This window comes from Providencia sp., from assembly GCF_003533305.1.
Classification (GTDB): Bacteria; Pseudomonadota; Gammaproteobacteria; order Enterobacterales; family Enterobacteriaceae; genus Providencia.
The window spans coordinates 187,713-207,945 of record NZ_DOEH01000010.1 but is presented as its reverse complement, the minus strand read 5'-3'; the positions used below and the strand labels follow the sequence as shown (position 1 = coordinate 207,945).

The window sequence follows — 20,233 nt, the reverse complement described above, 5'->3', positions numbered from 1 at the left end:
ACACCTTCCTCAATTCTATTTCTACCTTACTTCCTATCTACTGATAATTTTATTCGTCGATATCATGACTCATTCAGCATGAAATATAATCAATAAACGATGTATTAACCGCGTAGGTCGTTAATATCTATTAGGTAGCAGATGGCTTACAACTGACAATGGAGTATCAGTTATCGCCACCTGCAAAGACGACTATGGTGTCCGGTAGTAGCTACCATCACTGAGTCTGGCAAAACTATACGTTTTTCCATCCGGTGTGGTGATTTCTAATAATTGAACCTCACCTTTTGCATTAGCCTTCAATCGGATCTTTTGACCTTGTTGTAAATTACTTAAGGGTTTTTCAGCGCCTTCAACCCGTGCCATGACAAAAGCATCATTCGCTTGTAAACGGTTATCACGAAACAATTGGGCAAGCGTTTTGCCTTTTTGTACTCGATAATTTTGCCATTCATTTGTCGTTGGTCGAGTCGATTGAGGCTCTGTTGGCCTAGTTGGCTGTGTTGTTGATGGCTGTTGTGTTACCGTAGGCTGCTCTGTTACAGGCGGCTCTATGGGGTCAGGTATCACTTCTGGTTCAAGGGGCAACATACCTTGATTACCTGTTGGCGACTCTAGCTCTTGAGTTTGTGGTGTCGCTACTGGTTCAGGAATTGGCTCGGGGACAACTTCAGGTGTTGTCGGCGGTGGGATCACAATAGGTTGATTTTGAACGATTGATTTATCATCCGCGGGCCAAAATAGGGCAACGATAATAATCAGCGCCAAAATCGCAATACCATAGCGATGGAATGTTGAAAGTTTAAACATCACTCCTCCCTTATTATTGAGGAAATAGCCTGCTAATCAGCAAAATATAGAGTATTTATACGCATACTAGCACCCTTTTTTAGCAATTTAATAACCTAACACTATTTTTCAGAGAACACTGAGTCCGTGATACAAAATTCTGACATAAATAGAGAGTTTTATTCTTTATAGCTATAGTTTAGGTTTACCCATAGGTTAGGGGCTGTTATTCTTGGTTTTTTCTCAAAAACATACAGGTATTTTCATGGCAAACCAAAATTTTGATTCAGTAGAAGCTCAAGCGAGCTACGGTATTGGTCTACAAGTTGGGCAGCAATTATTGGAATCAGGACTTGAAGGTTTAGTCCCAAATGCGATTTTGGCAGGTTTAACGGATGCTTTAGAAGGCAATATGCCATCAGTTCCAGTTGACGTATTGCATAATGCATTGCGTGAAATCCACGAACGTGCTGATGCAATTCGTGTTTCTCGTCAAGAAGCGATGGCAACAGAAGGTCAACAATTCCTTGATGAAAACCAAAAGCGTGAAGGTGTATCAACCACTGAATCTGGTTTACAATTTTCTGTGATTAACCAAGGTGACGGTGCAATTCCTGCACGTACTGATCGCGTTCGTGTTCATTATACGGGTCGTTTAGTGAATGGCACTGTATTTGATAGCTCTGTTCAACGTGGAGAACCTGCTGAGTTCCCTGTCAGTGGTGTTATCCCTGGTTGGATTGAAGCATTGACACTGATGCCAGTGGGTTCTAAATGGGAGCTGTATATCCCTCATGAGCTTGCTTACGGTGAGCGTGGTGCTGGTGCATCAATTCCACCATTTAGTACGCTTGTTTTTGAAGTAGAGCTGTTAGAAATCCTGTAATTTTCAGCGAGTAATCTTCAACTTTAGCTATTTTTATAAAATCCTTCATCATTTTAACCAATGGTGAGGGATTTTTTTATAGTCTAAATTTCGTGCACTTGATTGGTTGGGCTGCTAGTCTTGATAGAAAGAATGAGAGAAAGAGGTGGATAAAATGCTAAAACAAATTTGTGAACTAGCTATCGATGCCGGCAATGCCATTATGAAAATCTACAATGCACCTGAACCGCTACAGGTTGAGCGTAAAAGTGATGATTCTCCTGTGACAGATGCGGATATTGCAGCTCATAAAATTATTGAGGCAGGTTTAGCACGTATCGCGCCGGATATTCCTCAATTGTCTGAAGAAGATCCACCTGAATGGTCAGTAAGACAAAATTGGCAGCGCTATTGGCTGATTGATCCTCTTGATGGAACAAAAGAGTTTATTAACCGTAATGGTGATTTTACAGTAAACATTGCTTTGATAGAAAATGGTGTACCTGTGATGGGAGTTGTTTATGCGCCAGCTAAAGAGCTGCTGTACTATGCGCAAGATGATCAAGCATGGAAAGAAGAAGGTGGAAAGAAGCTACCCATTCATGTCTATGATGCCAAACCACCCGTCATAGTGATCAGTCGTTCTCATCAAGATAGTGAGTTGATGGACTATTTGACTCAAATGGGTGAGCATACGACGGTAGAAATTGGCTCATCGCTTAAGTTTTGTTTAGTCGCAGAAGGTAAAGCTCAGCTTTATCCACGTTTTGGGCCAACCAATATCTGGGATACGGCCGCAGGACATGCAGTAGCAATTGGTGCGGGTGCTAAAGTCATTGATTGGACTGGAAAAACACTCGATTATACACCTCGTGAGTCTTTTTTAAATCCGGGTTTTCGCGTGATATTATTTTAATTAACTGATTTTTAGGTTGGGTAAGTAGCTACCCAACCTATTAACAAAGACTAATTATCTAATTGAAGCACTTTTGCGGTTGCTGTTCGGATATCCAAACAAGCTTTCGCATCCTGTTTTAAATCGATTCCATAAGTTGGAATAATCTCTTTTAAGCGAGCTTCCCATCCATTGGTATCTAATTCATTTTTAAAACATTCTTTCAATATATTCAGTGAAATAAATGCCGCAGTAGAGGCACCTGGCGATGCACCCATTAATACGGTAAATGACTTATCTGCACTAGTAATTAGCTCCGTACCAAACTCTAAAACACCTTTCTTATCGTGATCAGGTTTGATGATTTGCACACGCTGACCTGCGACAACTTCTTTCCAATCTTCATGCTGTGCTTCTGGGTAGAACTGTTTAAGCATGGCAAACTGATGTGCTGATGTTTGTAATACTTGACCGACTAAATATTCGGCTAGCGGCCAGTTATCCTTGGCGACTGCTAACATCGGTTCGATATTATTCGGTCTTACTGACTCGAATAAATCCAAGTAGGAGCCATGTTTGAGGAATTTACTGGAAAACCCAGCATAAGGGCCAAAGAGTAGAGAACGCTTTCCATCAATGATACGAGTATCTAAGTGTGGGACAGACATTGGTGGTGAGCCTTTATCCGCTTTACCATAGACTTTAGCATGATGGCGAGCTGCAATTTCTTCATTATCGCAGCGTAGCCAAATCCCGCTAACTGGGAAGCCTCCGTACCCTTTTCCTTCTGGGATACCTGATTTTTGTAGCAGTTCAATGGCGCGACCACCGGCTCCAACAAACACAAATTTTGCAGAAGTCACTGATTTTTCATGGGTGAGCAAGTTTTTGACTTCAACTCTCCATCTACCATCTGCGGTTTGCTTTATATCGATGACTTCTTGTTTGTAATGCAGTGCAAAACCTTCTTGTTCACTAAGTTGAGCCATCAATAAGTGGGTGAGTGCGCCATAGTCAACATCTGCGCCAGTGGTGACACGAGTGACCGCAATTTTTTCTTCTGGATCACGCCCTTCCATAATAAGTGGCGCCCATTCATTTATTTGTTTAGGGTCGTCACTGTATTCCATGTTGTGGTAGCAATGGTGCGCTGACATTTGACGATAACGCTGTTGTAAAAATTTCACGTTATCCTCACCCCAAACAAAACTCATGTGTGGGCAGGGGTGTATAAAATCGCGCGGGTTTTTGATTTTTCCTTTAGAGACAAGGTATGACCATAATTGGCGAGATAGATCGAATTCAGTATTAACTTCAAGAGCTTTACTGATATCAACAGTACCATCGGGATTCGGTGGCGTATAATTCATTTCGCAGTTAGCCGCGTGACCTGTTCCCGCATTATTCCACGGGTGAGAACTTTCTTGCGCACAGTCATTCAGTCTTTCAAATACGGCGATATTTAATGAAGGTTCTAATTCTTTAAGAAAAGTGCCGAGTGTGGCACTCATAATACCCGCGCCAACGAGGGCGATATCAACATTTTCTGAGATAGGTTTTGTCATGAAAAATTCCTATTACTTAGCAGGTGTGAAACACAAGTCTGTCCCTTCTTGATACATAACATAAGCACGACGCCATGGTTCATCACCAATGAGCCGCCATTTATGTCCTGTACCTGTATTATCTTGCGCCAGTAAAATATCACCTGGCTTTATAATAAAGGTGGAACCATCTTTGGTTTCAAATTCTAAAGTACCTGTAAGGGTGATGACATAACGAGGGACGGGATCTTTGTGCCAGTCAAATGATCCACCAGATACAGTTTCACGAAAAGAGAGCGCGCTAGCAGCGATATTTGGAGTTTGGCTATCTCCCTCTGCATTTGCGACTTTATTGAGTTCTAGGCTACCTTCTTCAAATAAGGAATTACCATCTTCACCTGTCCACATACGAATACAACGTATCATCTTATTTAGCTCCTCAATTAAGAATAATATTGCTTAATAATTAACACTAAATCAGCATTCATAGATTATAAATAAAAAGCAATTCATAAAAAGACTATATTGATGTTTTGGTTAGAAATTAAAAATGTAAGATATTTTCAAGACTAGCTTAAAAGCATTATTGATTTTATTTCTCTGTATCGCAATGAAAATAATCTATATTTTAGTTTTTTTTACATGCGTGATAAAAATAGTTGAATTTTAAATTTAAATTTTCATTTAAATGATTAATATCAGTTAGTTGTGGTTTTTTAACTGTATTAATTATATGGATAAATTAATAGTCCAATAAAGACCGTCTTTAATGGATTATTGCGAATATACAAGTGATAATAAAATATGTCGACAATTTCCCTTTTCATTATTGAGAAGGGAAATAAGTTAAATATAATAAAATTGTCTTTTAATGAAGCGCAGATAATTTATTTTTTTAAAATTGTGTTGAGCGCTAAATGTTGTATTAACATAATGGTCTTGCCATCGACAATTTCACCATTTTTAATCGCCTCTAAAGCTTTGGGAAAAGGCCATTCTAAAACTTCAATATCTTCACCTTCTTCTGCGAGCCCACCTCCACAACTTTGACGATCGATATCATTATATTCAGCAATATAAAAATAGAGTTTTTCAGTTACCGATCCGGGGCTCATAAAGGCTTCAAAAATTTTTTCGATTTTATTGATTTTAAAACCAGTTTCTTCTTCCGCTTCAGCGATAATTCTTTCTTCTGGAGAAGCGTTATCAAGCAACCCTGCGGGAGCTTCGATTAATAAATGAGGGTAGCCATTGAGGTACATTGGCATCCTAAATTGGCGAATAAGAATAATGCTATTTTTTATTTTATTGTATAGCAGTATGACAGCGCCATTGCCTCTATCATAAACTTCACGTTCTTGTTTTTGCCAGCTTCCATCACTTCGCTGAAGTTCATAAGTAAATTTTTTGAGAATATACCAGTTATCAGAAAGTAATTTTTCAGTGATATTACGGATTTGAGGCTGCTTTATAGACATCTTGCTACCTTAACTGACCTATTAATAACAAATAATTTAGCACTGTTGTTAGAAAGGGGGAATAGGTGAGAGATGAGATCTTATAGGCGGTATGATTAAGGCAAGGTGACTATTTATATCGTCACCTTGCCATAGTTGTTAAAGATAACTAGATTTTAATCATTTACTTAATTATCTGAACTTGTTTAACTTCAACTTCTCTTGAATTCCAATCTTTATCGATTTTGCCACGAATCTCAATTTTATCTGTCGGGGTGACATTCACTCCGTTCCAGCGTTTTGGACTGATTTCTAGTGTAATGGAGCCAGTACCATCAGTGAATTCATAATGTTTATTATCTAACTGTTTAACAATATTACCACGTAAAATAACCCAGCTGTCATCTGACATATCCAGTGCTTTAGCGACAGTAGTTTCGCTATTGTTTGGTCCTGAGAATCCACCCGTTTGAGTTGATTGATTCGGTGTACTTGTCACCGTGCCAGGGCCATTAAATCCACCATTAGCAACATTATTCGCATTACTAGTAGCAGCAAGAACAGGGGCAGCAGCGAGTGCAGCGATTAAGGCAATTAAAGGTAATTTTTTCATCAGTATTATCTCCGTTAATAACGTAAACTTGCTTTATGGAGTGTATTAAAGCAGGTAAATCTTAACAGGATCTTAAGAACTCAAATTAAAAAAATATATTTTTAATTTGGCTAATAATAGCTAGTCATCCTTAATATTATAATATAAATATACCAATATTCCGAGATGGAGGAAAAAATGCGAATTCTTTTGGTCGAAGATGACAGGTTAATTGGGGATGGTTTAAAGGTGGGGTTAACGCAGTTAGGTTTTACCGTTGATTGGTTTATGGATGGAAAACAAGGGCAGGTAGCTTTATTTGATGCTCCTTATGATGCGGTTGTACTTGATCTCTCACTTCCCGCAATAGATGGAATGGATATTTTAAAGTATTGGCGAAAAGAAGGTCGTGATGAACCCGTTTTAATCTTAACGGCTAGAGATGCGTTGGATCAGCGTGTCCAAGGGTTGCAGCAAGGCGCTGATGATTATCTTTGCAAACCTTTTGCTCTAGTTGAGGTTGCTGCACGCTTACAAGCGCTAAATCGACGCCGTAGTGGCCAGCTTTCTCCTAAACTGACTCACGGTGATGTTGAACTGGATCCCGTTGCAATGACCGTCACGATGAAGGGTGAACCCATTCAACTTAAGGCTAAAGAGTTCGCATTGTTATCACTTTTTTTACATAACCCTAATAAAGTACTTTCGCGGGCACTGATCGAAGAAAAACTTTATAACTGGGACGAAGAAGTTTCCAGCAATGCAGTTGAAGTGCATATACACCATTTAAGACGCAAGTTAGGTAATAAATTTATTAGAACTATTCATGGCGTTGGTTATCGATTAGGTGATGAGCAATGAAAACATTTAGTTTGAGACTGAAATTAACCTTAACGCTACTTTTACTGGCTTTAATGACTTGGGGAATTGCGAGCTCTCTCGCATGGTATCAAACCTATAAAACGATTAATGAATTATTTGATACTCAGCAAATGGTTTTTGCCAAGCGGTTATCTGTATTACCCTCAGATCTTGAACTTAGCCAGCCTTCACTCGTGAAAACTAAAAAATTATTGCGTAAAAATCGAGGCGATCAGGATGATGATGCCTTAGCATTTGCTATTTTTACACCAAGCGGCGAAATGGTACTCAATGATGGTGATAATGGTAAAAAAATACCATTTCAATTTAAGCGAGAAGGATTCACTGAAGGTTTCATTAAAGACAGTAAAGATCCGTGGCGTTTTGTCTGGTTAAAATCACTCGATGATCAATATATCATTGTGGTAGGACAAGAATGGGAATATCGGCAAGAAATGGCAGCAGATATCATGATTGCTCAGTTTATTCCTTGGTTAGTGGCATTGCCTATCATGTTGGTTTTATTTTTAGGGCTATTGACTCGTGCATTAAAGCCATTGCGTGATGTTGCAACTCAGTTAGTTGACCGTAAACCTGATGAATTAACCGCAATTAAAGTGCCAAAGATCCCTAGTGAAGCAAAGCCCATATTAGATGCACTCAATGGTTTATTTGAACGCATTAATCACATGTTTGTACGTGAACGTCAATTCACTTCTGATGCAGCCCATGAGTTACGTAGTCCACTTGCCGCGCTTAAAGTTCAGGCTGAAGTTGTACAAATTGCCGGAAATGATCGCGCTATTCGAGAACATGCGGTAGCTAATTTATCGGAAGGGATTGATAGAGCAAGTCGGTTAGTCGACCAATTATTGATGCTGTCACGATTGGAATCATCGACTCAGTTGGAAGATGTTGCGCAATTATCATGGATAAATCTGATTGAGTCGTCAGCTAGCGACATAGCAGCAGAAGCACGCGCTAACCAAGTAACATTTGAAACAATCATTATTAAGGAACCACCCGTATTTCAAGGTCAGCAACTTTTATTGTCTGTTTTATTAAGAAATTTACTCCATAACGCAATTCGTTATGGTAAAGAAAAAGGCAAAATTGAGTTGATACTTTTTCGTGACCATCTTGAGATTAAAAATGATGGTGATACAGTCCCACCAGAGGTGCTCAGTCGGCTTGGAGAGCGATTCTATCGACCACCGGGACAAGAAAAAACGGGTAGCGGTTTAGGATTGTCGATTGCAAAACGTATTGCACAGCTACATCACATGCGGCTGTTATTTTCAAATGTTGAAGCGGGAGGCTTTTGCGTGAAAATATACTGGGGGTGATGTTAAATACAGTCACATTGATATTATTACTTTGCTTGATTATTAACAAAATAGAAATAATTATGCATATTTAATATAAGGGTATTTTAGCATGACTGACTGTAAAAATTGAGATGACTTCCTTGAGGTAAACTTAAACCTAAAGAAGTCATCGGCTAAAAATAATAGAGTATGCTCTTGTGATGTTAATTATTGTCTATTTAGCAAGTTCAGAGACTAATAATCCAAGTACTTTATCAACTTCTTGTTGGCTGAGAGCGCCTTCTTTGAAAAATAATACTTTTCCTTGTTTATTCAAGATGATAATTGCCGAATTCTCAGGTGATAATTCCCATGCACTTTTTACCACACCATCGCTATCAACAATAAATTGCGAGTAAGGAAACTCTTTTTTACTGTCCTCAACGCTATTTTTAACAAACACACCAGTGCCAAAGATAGCATCGTCAGTATTGATGATTGTGGTTGTTTGATAGGTATCATGAGGTAGTTTGGCTTGCTTAATTGCTTCAATTAATGGGTTATTAAGCTCTTTCGCAGATGAGCGACCTGCAATATGTTGAATAGTACGAACTTTCCCGATGAGTTGTTGGCTTTTCCACGGTTGGTAATCTAGTTTATCTTCATTATTTAATATTAGCTCACCTTTATCGGTGACAGAAACTGAAGGAAGTGATTGATTTGTCAGTATATTACTTGCTAATACCGCCGAGGATAGTCCAAGCAAACAGATCAAAAGTAAAAATTTTCTTATCATAGGGGTACCTTTAGTTATCGTTTTGATTGTTGATTTTTGTGAATAAAAATCATGCTTTTTGTACTCATACTTATAGCATAGCTCATCGGATGAGTTGCAAGAGGAAAATTAACATTTTTTTAAAATTCAGCATAAACACAAGGTTTGTCGGGGTATTTTCAGATATTTTACAGTGTCATTTTCTGTCAGTGAATTGAATAAAATTGCAATTTTAGAACCAAAAGCTGAATTACTGGTCTATGATTAGTAACAGTATGAATTAACGGATACCGTAAGAGAACGACCGCAAAAGAACATAGGGGAGAAAAGTTCTAATGAAAATTTTTAACCGCTACAACCCATTTAAGATTGCTCTTTATGTCAAAACCCTCTTCAGTGGCAGACTCTATATAAAGGATTTCGGAGCTTTTGAGTTTAATTATGGGAAGATTTTACCACCCAAGGTTAGTGATAAGCGCCACTATAATGTCATGAGTGAAGTTAACAAGCAGGTGCTTTTACTGCGCACAGAGCTTGGATAGGGCGTTAGGATTAGATTAATAGTTGAATTATTAGTCAAATAGCTAAAGTAACAAAATAGTTAGTTTGATTAATAATAGCGCCACAAAAGTGGCGCATTGAAAGAAATGGCTTTGCTATCAGGCTGGTTTATTATCGCTATCTTTGGTTTGCTTTTTGGTGTTAGCCGTTTCTGTACTGTTTTTTCCAGGTTGAACAATGACAGGTGCCGGAGCATTTGTAATACGTGTCACTAATAGCTGGTCGATTTTGTAATTATCAATATCAACGACTTCAAACTTGTAACCTGCATATTTCACATAGTCAGTGCGTTTAGGCATCTTTCTGAGTCGATACATCATGAAACCCGCAATTGTTTCGTAATTGCTAAAGTCAGGGAAATCATCAATATCTAATGTTCTTTGCACATCTTCGATAGGTGTTCCACCTTCGACTAGCCAAGAATTTTCATCTCTAGCAATAATCTGTTCTTCTTGCCCCGGGTTTGGCCCAATTAAATCGCCCATTAAAGTGATCATTACATCATTGATAGTAATGATACCCATCACGAGTGCATATTCATTTAGAATAACGGCAAAATCGACGGCATTGGCTTTAAATGCTTCTAATGTATCCGATAGTGAAAGTGTATCAGGGATCATCAGGGCACTTCTAATATGTACACCATCTTGCAAGCCTAGGCTTTGACCGTTTAGAACGCGATTAAGTAATTCTTTTGAATCGACATAACCAATGACATGGTCAATATCATCTGAGCAGACAAGGAATTTTGAATGGGGCTGTGTCGAAATTTTATGTTTAATGCTGTCTTCTGATTCATGTTTATCAAAGTAAATAATACTTTCACGTGGCGTCATCGCAGATGGAACGGTTCGTGATTCAAGTTCAAATACATTCTCAATTAATTCATGCTCTTGTTTACGTAAAACACCAGCCACAGCACCCGCTTCAACCACCGCAAAAATATCATCAGAAGTAATATCTTCATTACGAGCGATAGGTAATTTAAATAATTTGAGGATCAGGTTTGCTAATCCATTAAAAAACCAGACTAATGGGCTCAGTAGCAGCAGGCAAAAGCGCATCGGATTAACAATACGCATAGCGATCGCTTCAGGTTTTACCATGCCAATACGTTTAGGAATTAAATCAGCGACTAAAATAAATAAACTTGTCACAATGGCAAAAGAGAGAATGGAACCGATTTGTTGTGCCAATGCAGGAGATAAAAACTGAATAAAGAACCCTTGTAATGCGGGGGAAAATGCGGATTCCCCCACAATACCAGCTAAGATAGCTACGGCATTGAGACCAATTTGAACAACAGTAAAAAACATTCCCGGCATTTCTTGTAACTTTAGGACTCGAGCGGCATTAATATTGCCTTCATCAGCCATAAGTTTGAGTTTAATGCGGCGAGAGGCGGCCAGAGATATTTCTGACAAAGAAAAAAATGCGCTTATTGCACATAATAAAAGAACAAACAGCAAACTGTTAAGCATAAGTTATCCAGACACTCCTTCAGGAATTTATTGCATTCAACAAAGCCCTGAAGGTATCGTTTCGAATATATAAATATATTAAGTACGTAAATATATTGTAGCGCAATATGCGCGAAGTATATGAGTAGTCGCGCCAGTATAGCATTAGGTTAAATTGTCTGGCTATATATTCGTCATAATTCAAGCTGTAGCGTTGTTGGCTACATTCAATCGCTTAGGTCACATACTTATGTATGCTCCCCAAGACGCTTTCATTTGCCGCCTAGCTACAATTTGAATTATTTAGAATATTTAAATTCTAAATTCAAGCTGTAGCGTTGTTGGCTACATTCAATCGCTTAGGTCACATACTTATGTATGCTCCCCAAGACGCTTTCATTTGTCGACTAGCTACAATTTGAATTATTTAGAATATTAATAAAATCAAAGGAAAGGCTATTGTGGTAAACAAACACCGATCCCACCTAATGCGCAGTAACCATTTGGGTTTTTGTATAAATATTGCTGATGATAATCTTCAGCAAAATAAAATACATCAAGGGGTGCAATTTCAGTGGTAATTGGGCGATTATCATTCTGTTTAATCATTGCTTGTTGATAATCCTGTAGCGTTTTTTCTGCTAATGCAGATTGTTCATCCGATACAGTATAAATCGCTGAGCGATATTGCGTACCAATATCACCACCTTGGCGCATACCTTGAGCGGGATCGTGATTTTCCCAAAATAAAGTTAATAGCTGAGCATAACTGATGACTTGCGGATCAAATACAATGCGTACGGCTTCCGCGTGTCCAGTGAGTCCAGAGCATACTTCTTCATAGGTTGGATTTGGCGTGATCCCACCGCAATAGCCTGTAGATGTAGAGTAAACGCCTGCTTGTTGCCAAAATAAGCGCTCGACTCCCCAAAAACAGCCCATAGCAAAGTACGCAGTTTCCGCATTCTTAGGAATAATCTCAATCGAATGATGGTTCACCGCATGGTATGGTGAGGGCGCTATAGCAACTTGTCTACCTGGTAGAGCTTGCGAGTTATTAACTGCGTGAAATTTATTAGAAGACATAATAATTCCTATACATTTGCGTTGAGATAAATATTGTGAGCGCACAAATAAGTTAAAAAATGGGATAAAAACTTGTGTCTATGATCAATTTTACTCAAAATAAATTAATCTGAAGCCTTTAGTCAATCTATCAATCACCTTAGGAGTAGGCGTGTCGAAATACCCTATCATCTGTTTTCTGTGTTTAACTGTGGCTGTGCCTGTGGTGTACGCTGCGAATCTTCGTCTTAATATTGAAGGACTTGAAGGCCAACTAAATCAAAATGTGCGAGTGCAACTTTCTAATATTTCACAAGATGAAGTCGTACCAAATGGACGTTTTCGTGCAAGGGTAGAAAAAGCTATTAAAGAAGGTTTAAAGCCTCTTGGCTATTATGAACCTACGGTTGAATTTAGTTATCAGGAAAAAACACCGCCCGCGCGTTCAATATTGACAGCAAAAGTTACGCCAGGAGAACCTATTTTAGTTCAAGGTGTGAAAGTGGAATTAGAAGGTGCGGCGAAGACAGATTCAGATTATGAAAAGATGATCAAAAGTAATACGCCTAAGGACGGTACTATCCAGAATGATGGCGAGTATGAGGATTTTAAAGGTAAGTTTAGTAGTCTTGCTGTTCGTAAAGGTTATTTTGATGCCGTCATGGAGAAAAGCCAGCTAGGTATTTCTCTTGAAAATCATGCGGCCTATTGGGATTTTGATTTTAATAGTGGTAAACGCTATCGTTTTGGATCAATCTCTTATCAAGGTTCACAAATCCGTGAAGACTATCTAAATAACCTTTCTCCATTTAAACCGGGTGAATATTATACTTCTGAGCAATTGGCTGAATTTAACCGTAGGTTGGCTGAAACTGGTTGGTTTAATTCTGCGATTGTGACACCCAATATTGCTAAAGCGAGAGAAGAGAATACAGACGAATTACCGATGGACGGTGTGATGACGCCTCGGGCACAAAACTTCATTGAGCTCGGGGGCGGTTATGGTACTGATGTGGGGCCTCGTGTAAAAACAACGTGGAATAAGCCGTGGGTTAACTCTCGCGGGCAAAGTTTATCTTCCAGTATTAGCTTGTCTCAGCCAGAGCAACTTATTGATGCAAGCTATAAAATTCCGTTAAAAGCGAATCCACTCGAACAATACTATGCCGTTCAAGGCGGGTTTAAACGTACCGATTTAAACGATACTCAATCTAATACCACGACATTAAACGTTTCGCGTAACTGGGACTATTCAACGGGTTGGCAATATGGCGTGAATATGCGTTGGATGCTCAGTAGCTTTACCCAAGCAGATATCACAAATACTACCATGTTGCTTTATCCTGGCGCCAATGTGAGCCGTATTCGCCAGCGTGGTGGCGTCATGCCAACATGGGGTGATAGCCAACGTTATTCAATTGATTACTCAAATAAAATTTGGGGTTCAGATATTGATTTTCTTGTATTACAAACTAAGCATGTGTGGATCAGAACACCATGGGAAGGCCACCGCTTTATCTTGCGTGGTAATTTAGGGTGGATAGAAACCAATGCTTTTGACAAAGTACCACCAGACCTACGTTTCTTTGCGGGTGGTGATGGTAGTGTTCGCGGTTATGGTTATCAAAAAATCTCGCCTGAAGATAGCAAGGGTAAATTGACGGGCGCTTCTAAATTAGCTGTCGGTTCGATGGAATATCAATACAATTTTACGGGTAATTGGTGGGGGGCGACCTTTATTGATTCCGGTGAAGCCGTGAATGATATTAAAACCAGTGATTTTAAAACGGGTGCCGGTATCGGACTGCGTTGGGTATCTCCTGTTGGACCTATCAAATTTGACCTCGCAACACCGATTGGCGATCCTGATAATAACAAAATTCAGTTTTACATCGGTTTGGGGACAGAACTATGAAATGGATGAAGTGGTTTAAATGGATCAGTATTTCCATTTTATTAATTCTAGTTCTTATTATTGCTGCTCTAAGCTGGGTATTGGGAACACAATCAGGTTTACATTTTGCCTTAAATTCGGCCACACGTTGGGTGCCTGAACTAAAGATCCAATCAATTGAAGGGGATATTAGTAATTTAACGTTATCGGGTGTGCAATATCAAATGCCTGGTGTTGATGTTAATGCGCAAAAACTTCATTTGGCCTTACGTTTAGGTTGTTTAACTCGCCGTGAAGTATGCATCGATACACTTTCTACTGATAATGTTACCGTTAATATCGATACAACCGCATTCCCTCCTTCAGAAGAAACACCGCCATCGGAGCCATTAACAGCCTTAAATGCACCACTGACTATTCGCTTGAATCAGTTATCGTTGGTTTCAACTCATGTCAATGTGGATGGAATGACGATTGATTTAGCGAAATTCTCGACAGGGATAACGTGGCAGAAAAAGGCCATGACTATTATTCCAACCGATATTATTGATTTAGCAATTAATTTACCGGTAATGGAAGAGGCTGCGAAAGAACAAGCTGAGGCACCGGTTACAGAAATACCTATCAATGAACAGAAATCGATAGGTGATGAACTAAAAGCCTTATTTGCTAAGCCATTGCTGGCGCAATTACCTGAGATAATTTTACCAGTAGACCTCAATGTTGAAGGTATTAACGCCTCTAATTTTCAATTGAAAGGCAGTACTGACCTTACGATCAATCGCCTTTATTTGAGCCTATCAAATGATGGGCAAAATGTATTATTAAAACAGCTTGAAGTAGATGCGCCTGAAGGTAATTTAGCTTTATCAGGAACTGCAACATTAAAAGATAAGTGGCCAGTATCTATTTCTGTGGTGGGGGAAAGCCGTTTAGAGGATCTCAATGGGCAGAAAGTTGATTTATCGCTAAAAGGTAGCTTGTTAGATGAGCTCAAATTAGCACTGAATTTAAACGGTCCGATTAATGCCACATTAGAGGCAGAAACAGATTTGAGTCAGGCTGATTTCCCAATATTGCTTACGCTCGAAAGTGATAAGTTGGCTTGGCCGCTAGTCGGAGAATCGCAATATCAGCTTGATGGAACACGTTTACGCCTAAATGGCCGCCCATCAGCTTACGATTTATCTCTACGCTCTGCAATTACAGGGCAAGATTTACCACCATCAACCTTAATGTTAGATGCCAAAGGTAATGAAGAACAAATCAATTTAACGCGTTTGCGTTTAGCTGCATTACAAGGGAATGCTGATATTACAGGCGTTGCGGATTGGAGCAAAGCTATTAGCTGGAATGCAGTATTGACATTATCGGGAATTAATACAGCTAAACAATGGCCTGAATGGCCGGCAAAAGTCGATGGTAAAGTGGCGACTCGTGGCAGTTTATATGGTGGTAGTTGGCAGCTTGAAATCCCTGAAATTGCCCTCGACGGTAATGTTAAAAATAATCTCTTAAAAGCACGTGGACAAGCTAAAGGTAATGCCGCAGGCCAATGGGATATTCCCAATTTCAATTTAGCGTTAGGTAAAAATAACGTTGATATTAAAGGATCGCTGGCGGATAAATGGAATTTAGATGCAAAAATTAATGCGCCCGCACTAAATGGCCTATTGCCAGGATTAGGGGGGGTAATTGCCGGTGATATTAAATTACGCGGTAATTTACAAACGCCTCAAGCCGTCGCCAATATCACGGGACGTAATGTAAGGTGGCAAGACAGCCTATCAATCGAGAATGTGGTTATCAAAGGGGATGTTGCGACGGGCGAGCAAATTAAGGGGGAGTTATCTGTTGTATTGCGTCAGTTAAGGCAAGCAGATATCGTTATCAGTAACTTGACCTTAGATGCGAAAGGCAGCGAGAAACAACATACCTTAAAATTAAATATGAAAGGTGAGCCAGTTTCAGGGCAACTTACCCTAGCGGGCAGTTTTGATAGAAACACTGAGATTTGGAAAGGTAATCTTAACAATACCTTGTTTGATACTGTCGTGGGCGAATGGCGATTAAATAAAGCCATGTCGCTAAATTATACGAATCAAACACAGGAAGTGGTGATTGGAACACATTGCTGGGTAAACCCAAATGCACGTTTGTGTGTACCTAAGCCTATCAAAGCCGGTAAGAGTGGTAGTGCCGATATTGTATTAGAACGCTTTGATTTAGCGATGATTAAGCCATTTATGCCAAAAGATACGCGGGTAAATGGCGTCTTTAGTGGTAAAGCAAATGCGGTTTGGAAAGAAGGTGGCAGTCTACCGCAAGTGAAACTTGATCTTCAAGGTGATGGTATTAAAGCTACACAATTCGTGGATGGCACTCGGTTACCATTTGAATTTCAAACTCTCACACTAAGCGCGGCCTTGAAAAATGGTAAAGCTGACCTTAATTGGTTATTTAAGATAGCGAATAACGGGCAGCTTAAAGGCAACGTTCAAATTTCTGATTTAGAAAAGCGCCGTTTGCTAGCAGGCAACATTGAAATAAATTCAATTACATTGGATTTAATCAAGCCCATGTTAGGGCATAAAGAAGTCGCGAACGGTAGCTTGAATGCGAACTTGCGTTTAGGGGGATCTGCTAATAACCCATTGATGAATGGTAATTTATCTTTATCAAACTTAGAAATTAAATCAGCCATGATCCCATTTGACATTAAAAGTGGTCGTTTAGGTGTGACGTTTAATGGGGCAAGTTCGGTGATGAGTGGGCAAATCAATACGCCAGAAGGTTATCTGAATATCGATGGTGAGGCGGATTGGCGTAACGTAGATGCGTGGCGTGCAAAAATCATGGCTCGAGGTAACAATTTACGTGTTTCCTTGCCACCGATGATTAAAATTGATGTGCAACCTGATTTAGTTTTTGAAGCATCACCTACGTTACTGGTTTTAAATGGGAGCGTGACAATCCCATGGGCTCGTATTACAGTGCAAGAACTGCCTGAGTCAGCGGTTAGTGCTTCCTCTGATGTCGTTATGCTTGATAGTAACTTGCAGCCAATTGAGGAAAAAGCACCTTCGATTCCTATCCAAACAAATTTGGATATTAAAATTGGTAATGACGTTAGGTTGGATGCATTTGGGTTAAAAGCCCGATTAACAGGTTTATTAAAAGTTACGCAGAGTAAACAGGGACTTAGCCTAAACGGACAAATCGATATTCCTACAGGTCGTTTTCGTGCCTATGGGCAAGATTTGCTCGTACGTAAAGGTTTAATTCAGTTCTCAGGCCCCGCTGATCAGCCATTTTTAAATCTGGAAGCGATTCGTAATCCAGATAATACGGCAGATGATGTCGTTGCGGGTGTTAGAGTCACAGGGCTTGCAGACAAACCGAAAGTAGAGATATTTTCAGAACCCACTAAATCACAGCAAGAAGCACTATCCTATTTGTTAAGAGGGGAAGGTTTGGATAGCGGTGATGCAAATGGCTCCCAAATGACATCTATGCTAATTGGCCTTGGTGTTGCACAGAGCGGGCAGTTAGTGGGTAAAATTGGTGAAACATTTGGTGTATCTGATTTGGCTGTTGATACGCAAGGTGTGGGAGATGGTTCCCAAGTTGTGGTGAGTGGCAAAATTACCAATGACTTACAAGTCAAATACGGCGTTGGGATATTTGACTCATTGGCAACATTGACTCTGCGCTATCGTTTAATGCCAAAACTTTATTTGGAAGCGGTGTCTGGTGTAAACCAGGCCTTGGATCTCCTTTATCAATTTGAGTTTTAAATTATGCGAGTGATTGTTTATGGTAGTTTAAGGCGCCAGCAGGGAAATCATCACTGGATGACCTATGCTCAACTGTTAGGAGAGCATACACTAGAAGGCTATGAACTCTATGATCTAGGGTATTATCCTGCGGTCGTTAAAGGAAATGGTTCGATTGAATGTGAAGTTTATCGTATCAATCCGTCTATTTTAACTGAGTTAGATGAACTGAAAAAAAACTCACAGGACTACGTCAGAGAGTTAATTCCGACGCCATACGGTAATGCTTGGATTTATCTGTATAGGCACTCTGTTGATGGTTTGCGCCACATTAAGAGCGGTGATTGGCTCAAGCGAGATGAAGAAGCGGGCCAATAAGAATTATAGTCCGTTAATTAAAATCATAGAAGTGATGAAAGTTATAGAACGCTGGCGGATGTGCCGGCGTTTTTTTTAAGTTTTGAGTCGAAAAAACGGTAGCCCAAAAAATAAAAAGAACAAAAAAAAAGTTCTGACCTTGGCCAGAACTTTGATTTTCTTAAAGAGAATAAACTATTTTTTTGCAGCGCGTTCGAAAGAAGCGATGATCTCTGCTTTAGCAGCATTGATATCATCCCATCCGTCAACTTTTACCCACTTACCTTTTTCAAGATCTTTATAGTGTTCAAAGAAGTGAGTGATTTGTGCACGCAGTAATTCTGGCAGGTCGTTCACATCTTTGATGTGATCGTATTCTTTGCTCAGTTTTGTGTGTGGAACAGCAACTAGTTTCGCATCTTCACCTGATTCATCCGTCATTTTCAGCACGCCAACTGGACGGCAACGGATCACTGAACCTGGTTGTAATGGGTAAGGTGTTGGTACTAATACATCGACAGGATCGCCATCTAATGACAGCGTGTTGTTGATGTAACCATAGTTGCATGGATAGAACATCGCAGTAGACATAAAGCGGTCTACAAATAGAGCGCCAGATTCTTTATCCACTTCATATTTGATTGGATCTGCGTTAGCAGGGATTTCAATGATAACGTAGATATCATCAGGCAGATCTTTACCTGCCGGTACATTGTTCAGGCCCATGAAAAGTATCCTTTAATGTTATAAACCAATCTATCTATTATTGCTCAAATTGCATTTGTACGGGCTTAGTTTATGGCCGTTATACAACCTGAATTCCCTAGAGTAGATAATGTGGCAAATATTATAGCTGTAAAGAGGGACGAATTCATTGAAAAAAGTGAATAAAGAAGGCGGGGTGAGCCCGCCTTGATATTCATATATCGAGTGCTAAGAGATATTACTCAGAATCTGGAAATTCACGCATAAATGATTCTGCTTTTTCAACCATCGACTTCGTACCGACAAAGAAAGGTGCACGTTGGTGTAATTCAGTAGGGATTATGTCCAGGATACGATTCACGCCGTCACTTGCTTTACCATGTGCTTGTTCAGCTAAGAATGCAATTGGGTTACACTCATACAGTAAACGCAGTTTTCCATTAGGATGGCTTGCGGTACTCGGGTAGATATAAATTCCACCTTTGAGTAAGTTACGATGGAAATCAGCCACTAAAGAGCCAATATAGCGTGTGGTATAAGGACGACCTGTCGCTTCATCTTGTTCCTGGCAGTATTTAATATACTTTTTAACACCCATTGGGAACTTGATGTAGTTACCTTCGTTAATCGAGTACATTTTGCCTTCTGCCGGATACATTACTTTTTCGTGAGAAAGGCAGAAAACACCTAATGATGGGTCATAGGTGAATGCATGAACGCCACAACCGGTCGTATAAACCAGCATTGTAGAAGAACCGTAAACGACATAACCTGCAGCAACTTGACGATGACCTGGCTGTAGGAAATCAGCCTCAGTAACCGATTGCCCGATTGGTGTAATACGATGGTAAATTGAGAAAATTGTACCAACGGAAACGTTTACATCGATATTTGAAGAACCATCTAGTGGGTCCATTAAAACGACATATTTTGCGTTTTCTGCACGGTCACCTTCGAAAATGACAATTTCATCTTCTTCTTCAGAGGCGATACCGGCGACTTCTCCACGCGCTTTCAAAGCCGCTTTCAGCTTTTCATTTGCATACAGGTCGAGCTTCATCTGAACTTCACCTTGAACATTTGACACACCACTTGTGCCAAGAATGTCTACAAGTCCAGCTTTGTTAATATCACGATGGATAATTTTAGCGCCCAGTTTGATTGCTGACAGTAATGCAGTCAGCTCTCCTGTTGCATGAGAAAATTCGTGTTGCTTTTCGACGATGAATTCGCCTAATGTTTTCATGACGAAGGTCCTGAATAAAATTGACAGAGGTTTGAGGGCTTATTGTACCCTTGCGCGAGGAGTTTAACTAAATAAAGAAAAGAT

The 20,233-nt window shown here is 39.7% G+C and carries 18 protein-coding genes; 8 read left to right on the top strand and 10 right to left on the bottom strand.

The genetic code is table 11. The features are described from left to right. Window positions 1-192 precede the first annotated feature (192 nt). Complete coding sequence (locus tag DD649_RS05020; RefSeq protein WP_294104238.1) at window positions 193-810, bottom strand: LysM-like peptidoglycan-binding domain-containing protein; 618 nt, start codon at window positions 808-810, stop codon at window positions 193-195. A 244-nt stretch (window positions 811-1,054) separates the two neighbouring features. Here DD649_RS05020 and fklB point away from each other — a divergent pair, with 244 nt between their 5' ends. Both fklB and cysQ read left to right on the top strand, forming a co-directional pair. Beyond that, window positions 1,055-1,675 carry an FKBP-type peptidyl-prolyl cis-trans isomerase gene (fklB, locus tag DD649_RS05015; RefSeq protein ID WP_294104236.1) on the top strand — a complete coding sequence of 207 codons (621 nt, stop codon included), beginning with the start codon at window positions 1,055-1,057 and terminating at the stop codon, window positions 1,673-1,675. Between the two features lie 154 nt (window positions 1,676-1,829). Beyond that, window positions 1,830-2,570, top strand: coding sequence for a 3'(2'),5'-bisphosphate nucleotidase CysQ (cysQ, locus tag DD649_RS05010; RefSeq protein ID WP_294104233.1), 741 nt, complete (start codon window positions 1,830-1,832; stop codon window positions 2,568-2,570). A 50-nt stretch (window positions 2,571-2,620) separates the two neighbouring features. Here cysQ and mqo read toward each other — a convergent pair whose 3' ends face one another. From mqo to DD649_RS04990, 4 genes are all read right to left on the bottom strand, one after another. After that, window positions 2,621-4,114: a malate dehydrogenase (quinone) gene (gene mqo / locus DD649_RS05005; protein WP_294104232.1), complete on the bottom strand. Its 1,494-nt coding sequence runs from the start codon at window positions 4,112-4,114 to the stop codon at window positions 2,621-2,623. A 12-nt stretch (window positions 4,115-4,126) separates the two neighbouring features. Continuing rightward, window positions 4,127-4,519 carry a cupin domain-containing protein gene (locus DD649_RS05000; protein ID WP_294104229.1) on the bottom strand — a complete coding sequence of 131 codons (393 nt, stop codon included), beginning with the start codon at window positions 4,517-4,519 and terminating at the stop codon, window positions 4,127-4,129. A gap of 461 nt (window positions 4,520-4,980) precedes the next feature. Then, window positions 4,981-5,571 carry an NUDIX domain-containing protein gene (locus DD649_RS04995; RefSeq protein ID WP_294104227.1) on the bottom strand — a complete coding sequence of 197 codons (591 nt, stop codon included), beginning with the start codon at window positions 5,569-5,571 and terminating at the stop codon, window positions 4,981-4,983. Between the two features lie 163 nt (window positions 5,572-5,734). Further along, window positions 5,735-6,163 carry a NirD/YgiW/YdeI family stress tolerance protein gene (locus DD649_RS04990; protein WP_294104223.1) on the bottom strand — a complete coding sequence of 143 codons (429 nt, stop codon included), beginning with the start codon at window positions 6,161-6,163 and terminating at the stop codon, window positions 5,735-5,737. A 177-nt stretch (window positions 6,164-6,340) separates the two neighbouring features. Here DD649_RS04990 and qseB point away from each other — a divergent pair, with 177 nt between their 5' ends. Together qseB and qseC are read left to right on the top strand one after the other, a co-directional pair. Next, entirely contained in the window at window positions 6,341-7,003 is a 663-nt protein-coding gene (gene qseB, locus DD649_RS04985; RefSeq protein WP_336429362.1) for a quorum sensing response regulator transcription factor QseB, read from the top strand. Beyond that, window positions 7,000-8,349: a quorum sensing histidine kinase QseC gene (qseC, locus tag DD649_RS04980; RefSeq protein ID WP_336429360.1), complete on the top strand. Its 1,350-nt coding sequence runs from the start codon at window positions 7,000-7,002 to the stop codon at window positions 8,347-8,349. The genes qseB and qseC overlap by 4 nt, the downstream gene beginning before the upstream one ends. A 196-nt stretch (window positions 8,350-8,545) precedes the next feature. Here the strand turns inward: qseC and DD649_RS04975 are convergent, their stop codons facing one another. Continuing rightward, window positions 8,546-9,106, bottom strand: a complete 561-nt coding sequence (locus DD649_RS04975) for a YtfJ family protein (RefSeq protein ID WP_294104217.1) — start codon at window positions 9,104-9,106, stop codon at window positions 8,546-8,548. Window positions 9,107-9,420: 314 nt separating this feature from the next. Here DD649_RS04975 and DD649_RS04970 point away from each other — a divergent pair, with 314 nt between their 5' ends. Next, window positions 9,421-9,627: a DUF1107 domain-containing protein gene (locus tag DD649_RS04970; protein WP_294104215.1), complete on the top strand. Its 207-nt coding sequence runs from the start codon at window positions 9,421-9,423 to the stop codon at window positions 9,625-9,627. 117 nt (window positions 9,628-9,744) lie between these two features. Here DD649_RS04970 and DD649_RS04965 read toward each other — a convergent pair whose 3' ends face one another. After that, window positions 9,745-11,127 carry a hemolysin family protein gene (locus DD649_RS04965; protein ID WP_336429357.1) on the bottom strand — a complete coding sequence of 461 codons (1,383 nt, stop codon included), beginning with the start codon at window positions 11,125-11,127 and terminating at the stop codon, window positions 9,745-9,747. A 435-nt stretch (window positions 11,128-11,562) separates the two neighbouring features. Next, window positions 11,563-12,192, bottom strand: a complete 630-nt coding sequence (gene msrA, locus DD649_RS04960; protein ID WP_294104212.1) for a peptide-methionine (S)-S-oxide reductase MsrA — start codon at window positions 12,190-12,192, stop codon at window positions 11,563-11,565. 151 nt (window positions 12,193-12,343) lie between these two features. Here msrA and DD649_RS04955 point away from each other — a divergent pair, with 151 nt between their 5' ends. Genes DD649_RS04955 through DD649_RS04945 form a run of 3 tightly spaced genes read left to right on the top strand, consistent with a single transcriptional unit; the run spans window position 12,344 to window position 18,219 of the window. Next, window positions 12,344-14,086 (top strand): autotransporter assembly complex family protein, encoded by a 1,743-nt coding sequence (locus tag DD649_RS04955; protein ID WP_336429354.1) that lies wholly within the window; start codon window positions 12,344-12,346, stop codon window positions 14,084-14,086. Beyond that, entirely contained in the window at window positions 14,083-17,862 is a 3,780-nt protein-coding gene (locus DD649_RS04950) for a translocation/assembly module TamB domain-containing protein (protein ID WP_294104209.1), read from the top strand. The genes DD649_RS04955 and DD649_RS04950 overlap by 4 nt, the downstream gene beginning before the upstream one ends. Window positions 17,863-17,865: 3 nt before the next feature. After that, a complete protein-coding gene (locus DD649_RS04945; RefSeq protein ID WP_294104207.1) occupies window positions 17,866-18,219 on the top strand; it encodes a gamma-glutamylcyclotransferase in 354 nt (117 codons plus the stop codon). A gap of 174 nt (window positions 18,220-18,393) precedes the next feature. On the opposite strand, the gene ppa is transcribed toward DD649_RS04945, so the two are convergent. Beyond that, window positions 18,394-18,924 carry an inorganic diphosphatase gene (ppa, locus tag DD649_RS04940; RefSeq protein ID WP_294104206.1) on the bottom strand — a complete coding sequence of 177 codons (531 nt, stop codon included), beginning with the start codon at window positions 18,922-18,924 and terminating at the stop codon, window positions 18,394-18,396. Window positions 18,925-19,141: 217 nt separating this feature from the next. Next, the gene (gene fbp, locus DD649_RS04935; protein WP_294104204.1) at window positions 19,142-20,149 is read right to left on the bottom strand and encodes a class 1 fructose-bisphosphatase; all 1,008 of its coding nucleotides are present in this window, start codon (window positions 20,147-20,149) and stop codon (window positions 19,142-19,144) included. Between the last annotated feature and the right edge of the window lie 84 nt (window positions 20,150-20,233).

What these genes read in the sequence shown, in the direction of transcription:
- DD649_RS05020 (WP_294104238.1), bottom strand. Translation starts at nt 810, where the DNA reads ATGTTTAAACTTTCAACATTCCATCGCTATGGTATTGCGATTTTGGCG.
- fklB (WP_294104236.1), top strand. Translation starts at nt 1,055, where the DNA reads ATGGCAAACCAAAATTTTGATTCAGTAGAAGCTCAAGCGAGCTACGGT.
- cysQ (WP_294104233.1), top strand. Translation starts at nt 1,830, where the DNA reads ATGCTAAAACAAATTTGTGAACTAGCTATCGATGCCGGCAATGCCATT.
- mqo (WP_294104232.1), bottom strand. Translation starts at nt 4,114, where the DNA reads ATGACAAAACCTATCTCAGAAAATGTTGATATCGCCCTCGTTGGCGCG.
- DD649_RS05000 (WP_294104229.1), bottom strand. Translation starts at nt 4,519, where the DNA reads ATGATACGTTGTATTCGTATGTGGACAGGTGAAGATGGTAATTCCTTA.
- DD649_RS04995 (WP_294104227.1), bottom strand. Translation starts at nt 5,571, where the DNA reads ATGTCTATAAAGCAGCCTCAAATCCGTAATATCACTGAAAAATTACTT.
- DD649_RS04990 (WP_294104223.1), bottom strand. Translation starts at nt 6,163, where the DNA reads ATGAAAAAATTACCTTTAATTGCCTTAATCGCTGCACTCGCTGCTGCC.
- qseB (WP_336429362.1), top strand. Translation starts at nt 6,341, where the DNA reads ATGCGAATTCTTTTGGTCGAAGATGACAGGTTAATTGGGGATGGTTTA.
- qseC (WP_336429360.1), top strand. Translation starts at nt 7,000, where the DNA reads ATGAAAACATTTAGTTTGAGACTGAAATTAACCTTAACGCTACTTTTA.
- DD649_RS04975 (WP_294104217.1), bottom strand. Translation starts at nt 9,106, where the DNA reads ATGATAAGAAAATTTTTACTTTTGATCTGTTTGCTTGGACTATCCTCG.
- DD649_RS04970 (WP_294104215.1), top strand. Translation starts at nt 9,421, where the DNA reads ATGAAAATTTTTAACCGCTACAACCCATTTAAGATTGCTCTTTATGTC.
- DD649_RS04965 (WP_336429357.1), bottom strand. Translation starts at nt 11,127, where the DNA reads ATGCTTAACAGTTTGCTGTTTGTTCTTTTATTATGTGCAATAAGCGCA.
- msrA (WP_294104212.1), bottom strand. Translation starts at nt 12,192, where the DNA reads ATGTCTTCTAATAAATTTCACGCAGTTAATAACTCGCAAGCTCTACCA.
- DD649_RS04950 (WP_294104209.1), top strand. Translation starts at nt 14,083, where the DNA reads ATGAAATGGATGAAGTGGTTTAAATGGATCAGTATTTCCATTTTATTA.
- DD649_RS04945 (WP_294104207.1), top strand. Translation starts at nt 17,866, where the DNA reads ATGCGAGTGATTGTTTATGGTAGTTTAAGGCGCCAGCAGGGAAATCAT.
- ppa (WP_294104206.1), bottom strand. Translation starts at nt 18,924, where the DNA reads ATGGGCCTGAACAATGTACCGGCAGGTAAAGATCTGCCTGATGATATC.
- fbp (WP_294104204.1), bottom strand. Translation starts at nt 20,149, where the DNA reads ATGAAAACATTAGGCGAATTCATCGTCGAAAAGCAACACGAATTTTCT.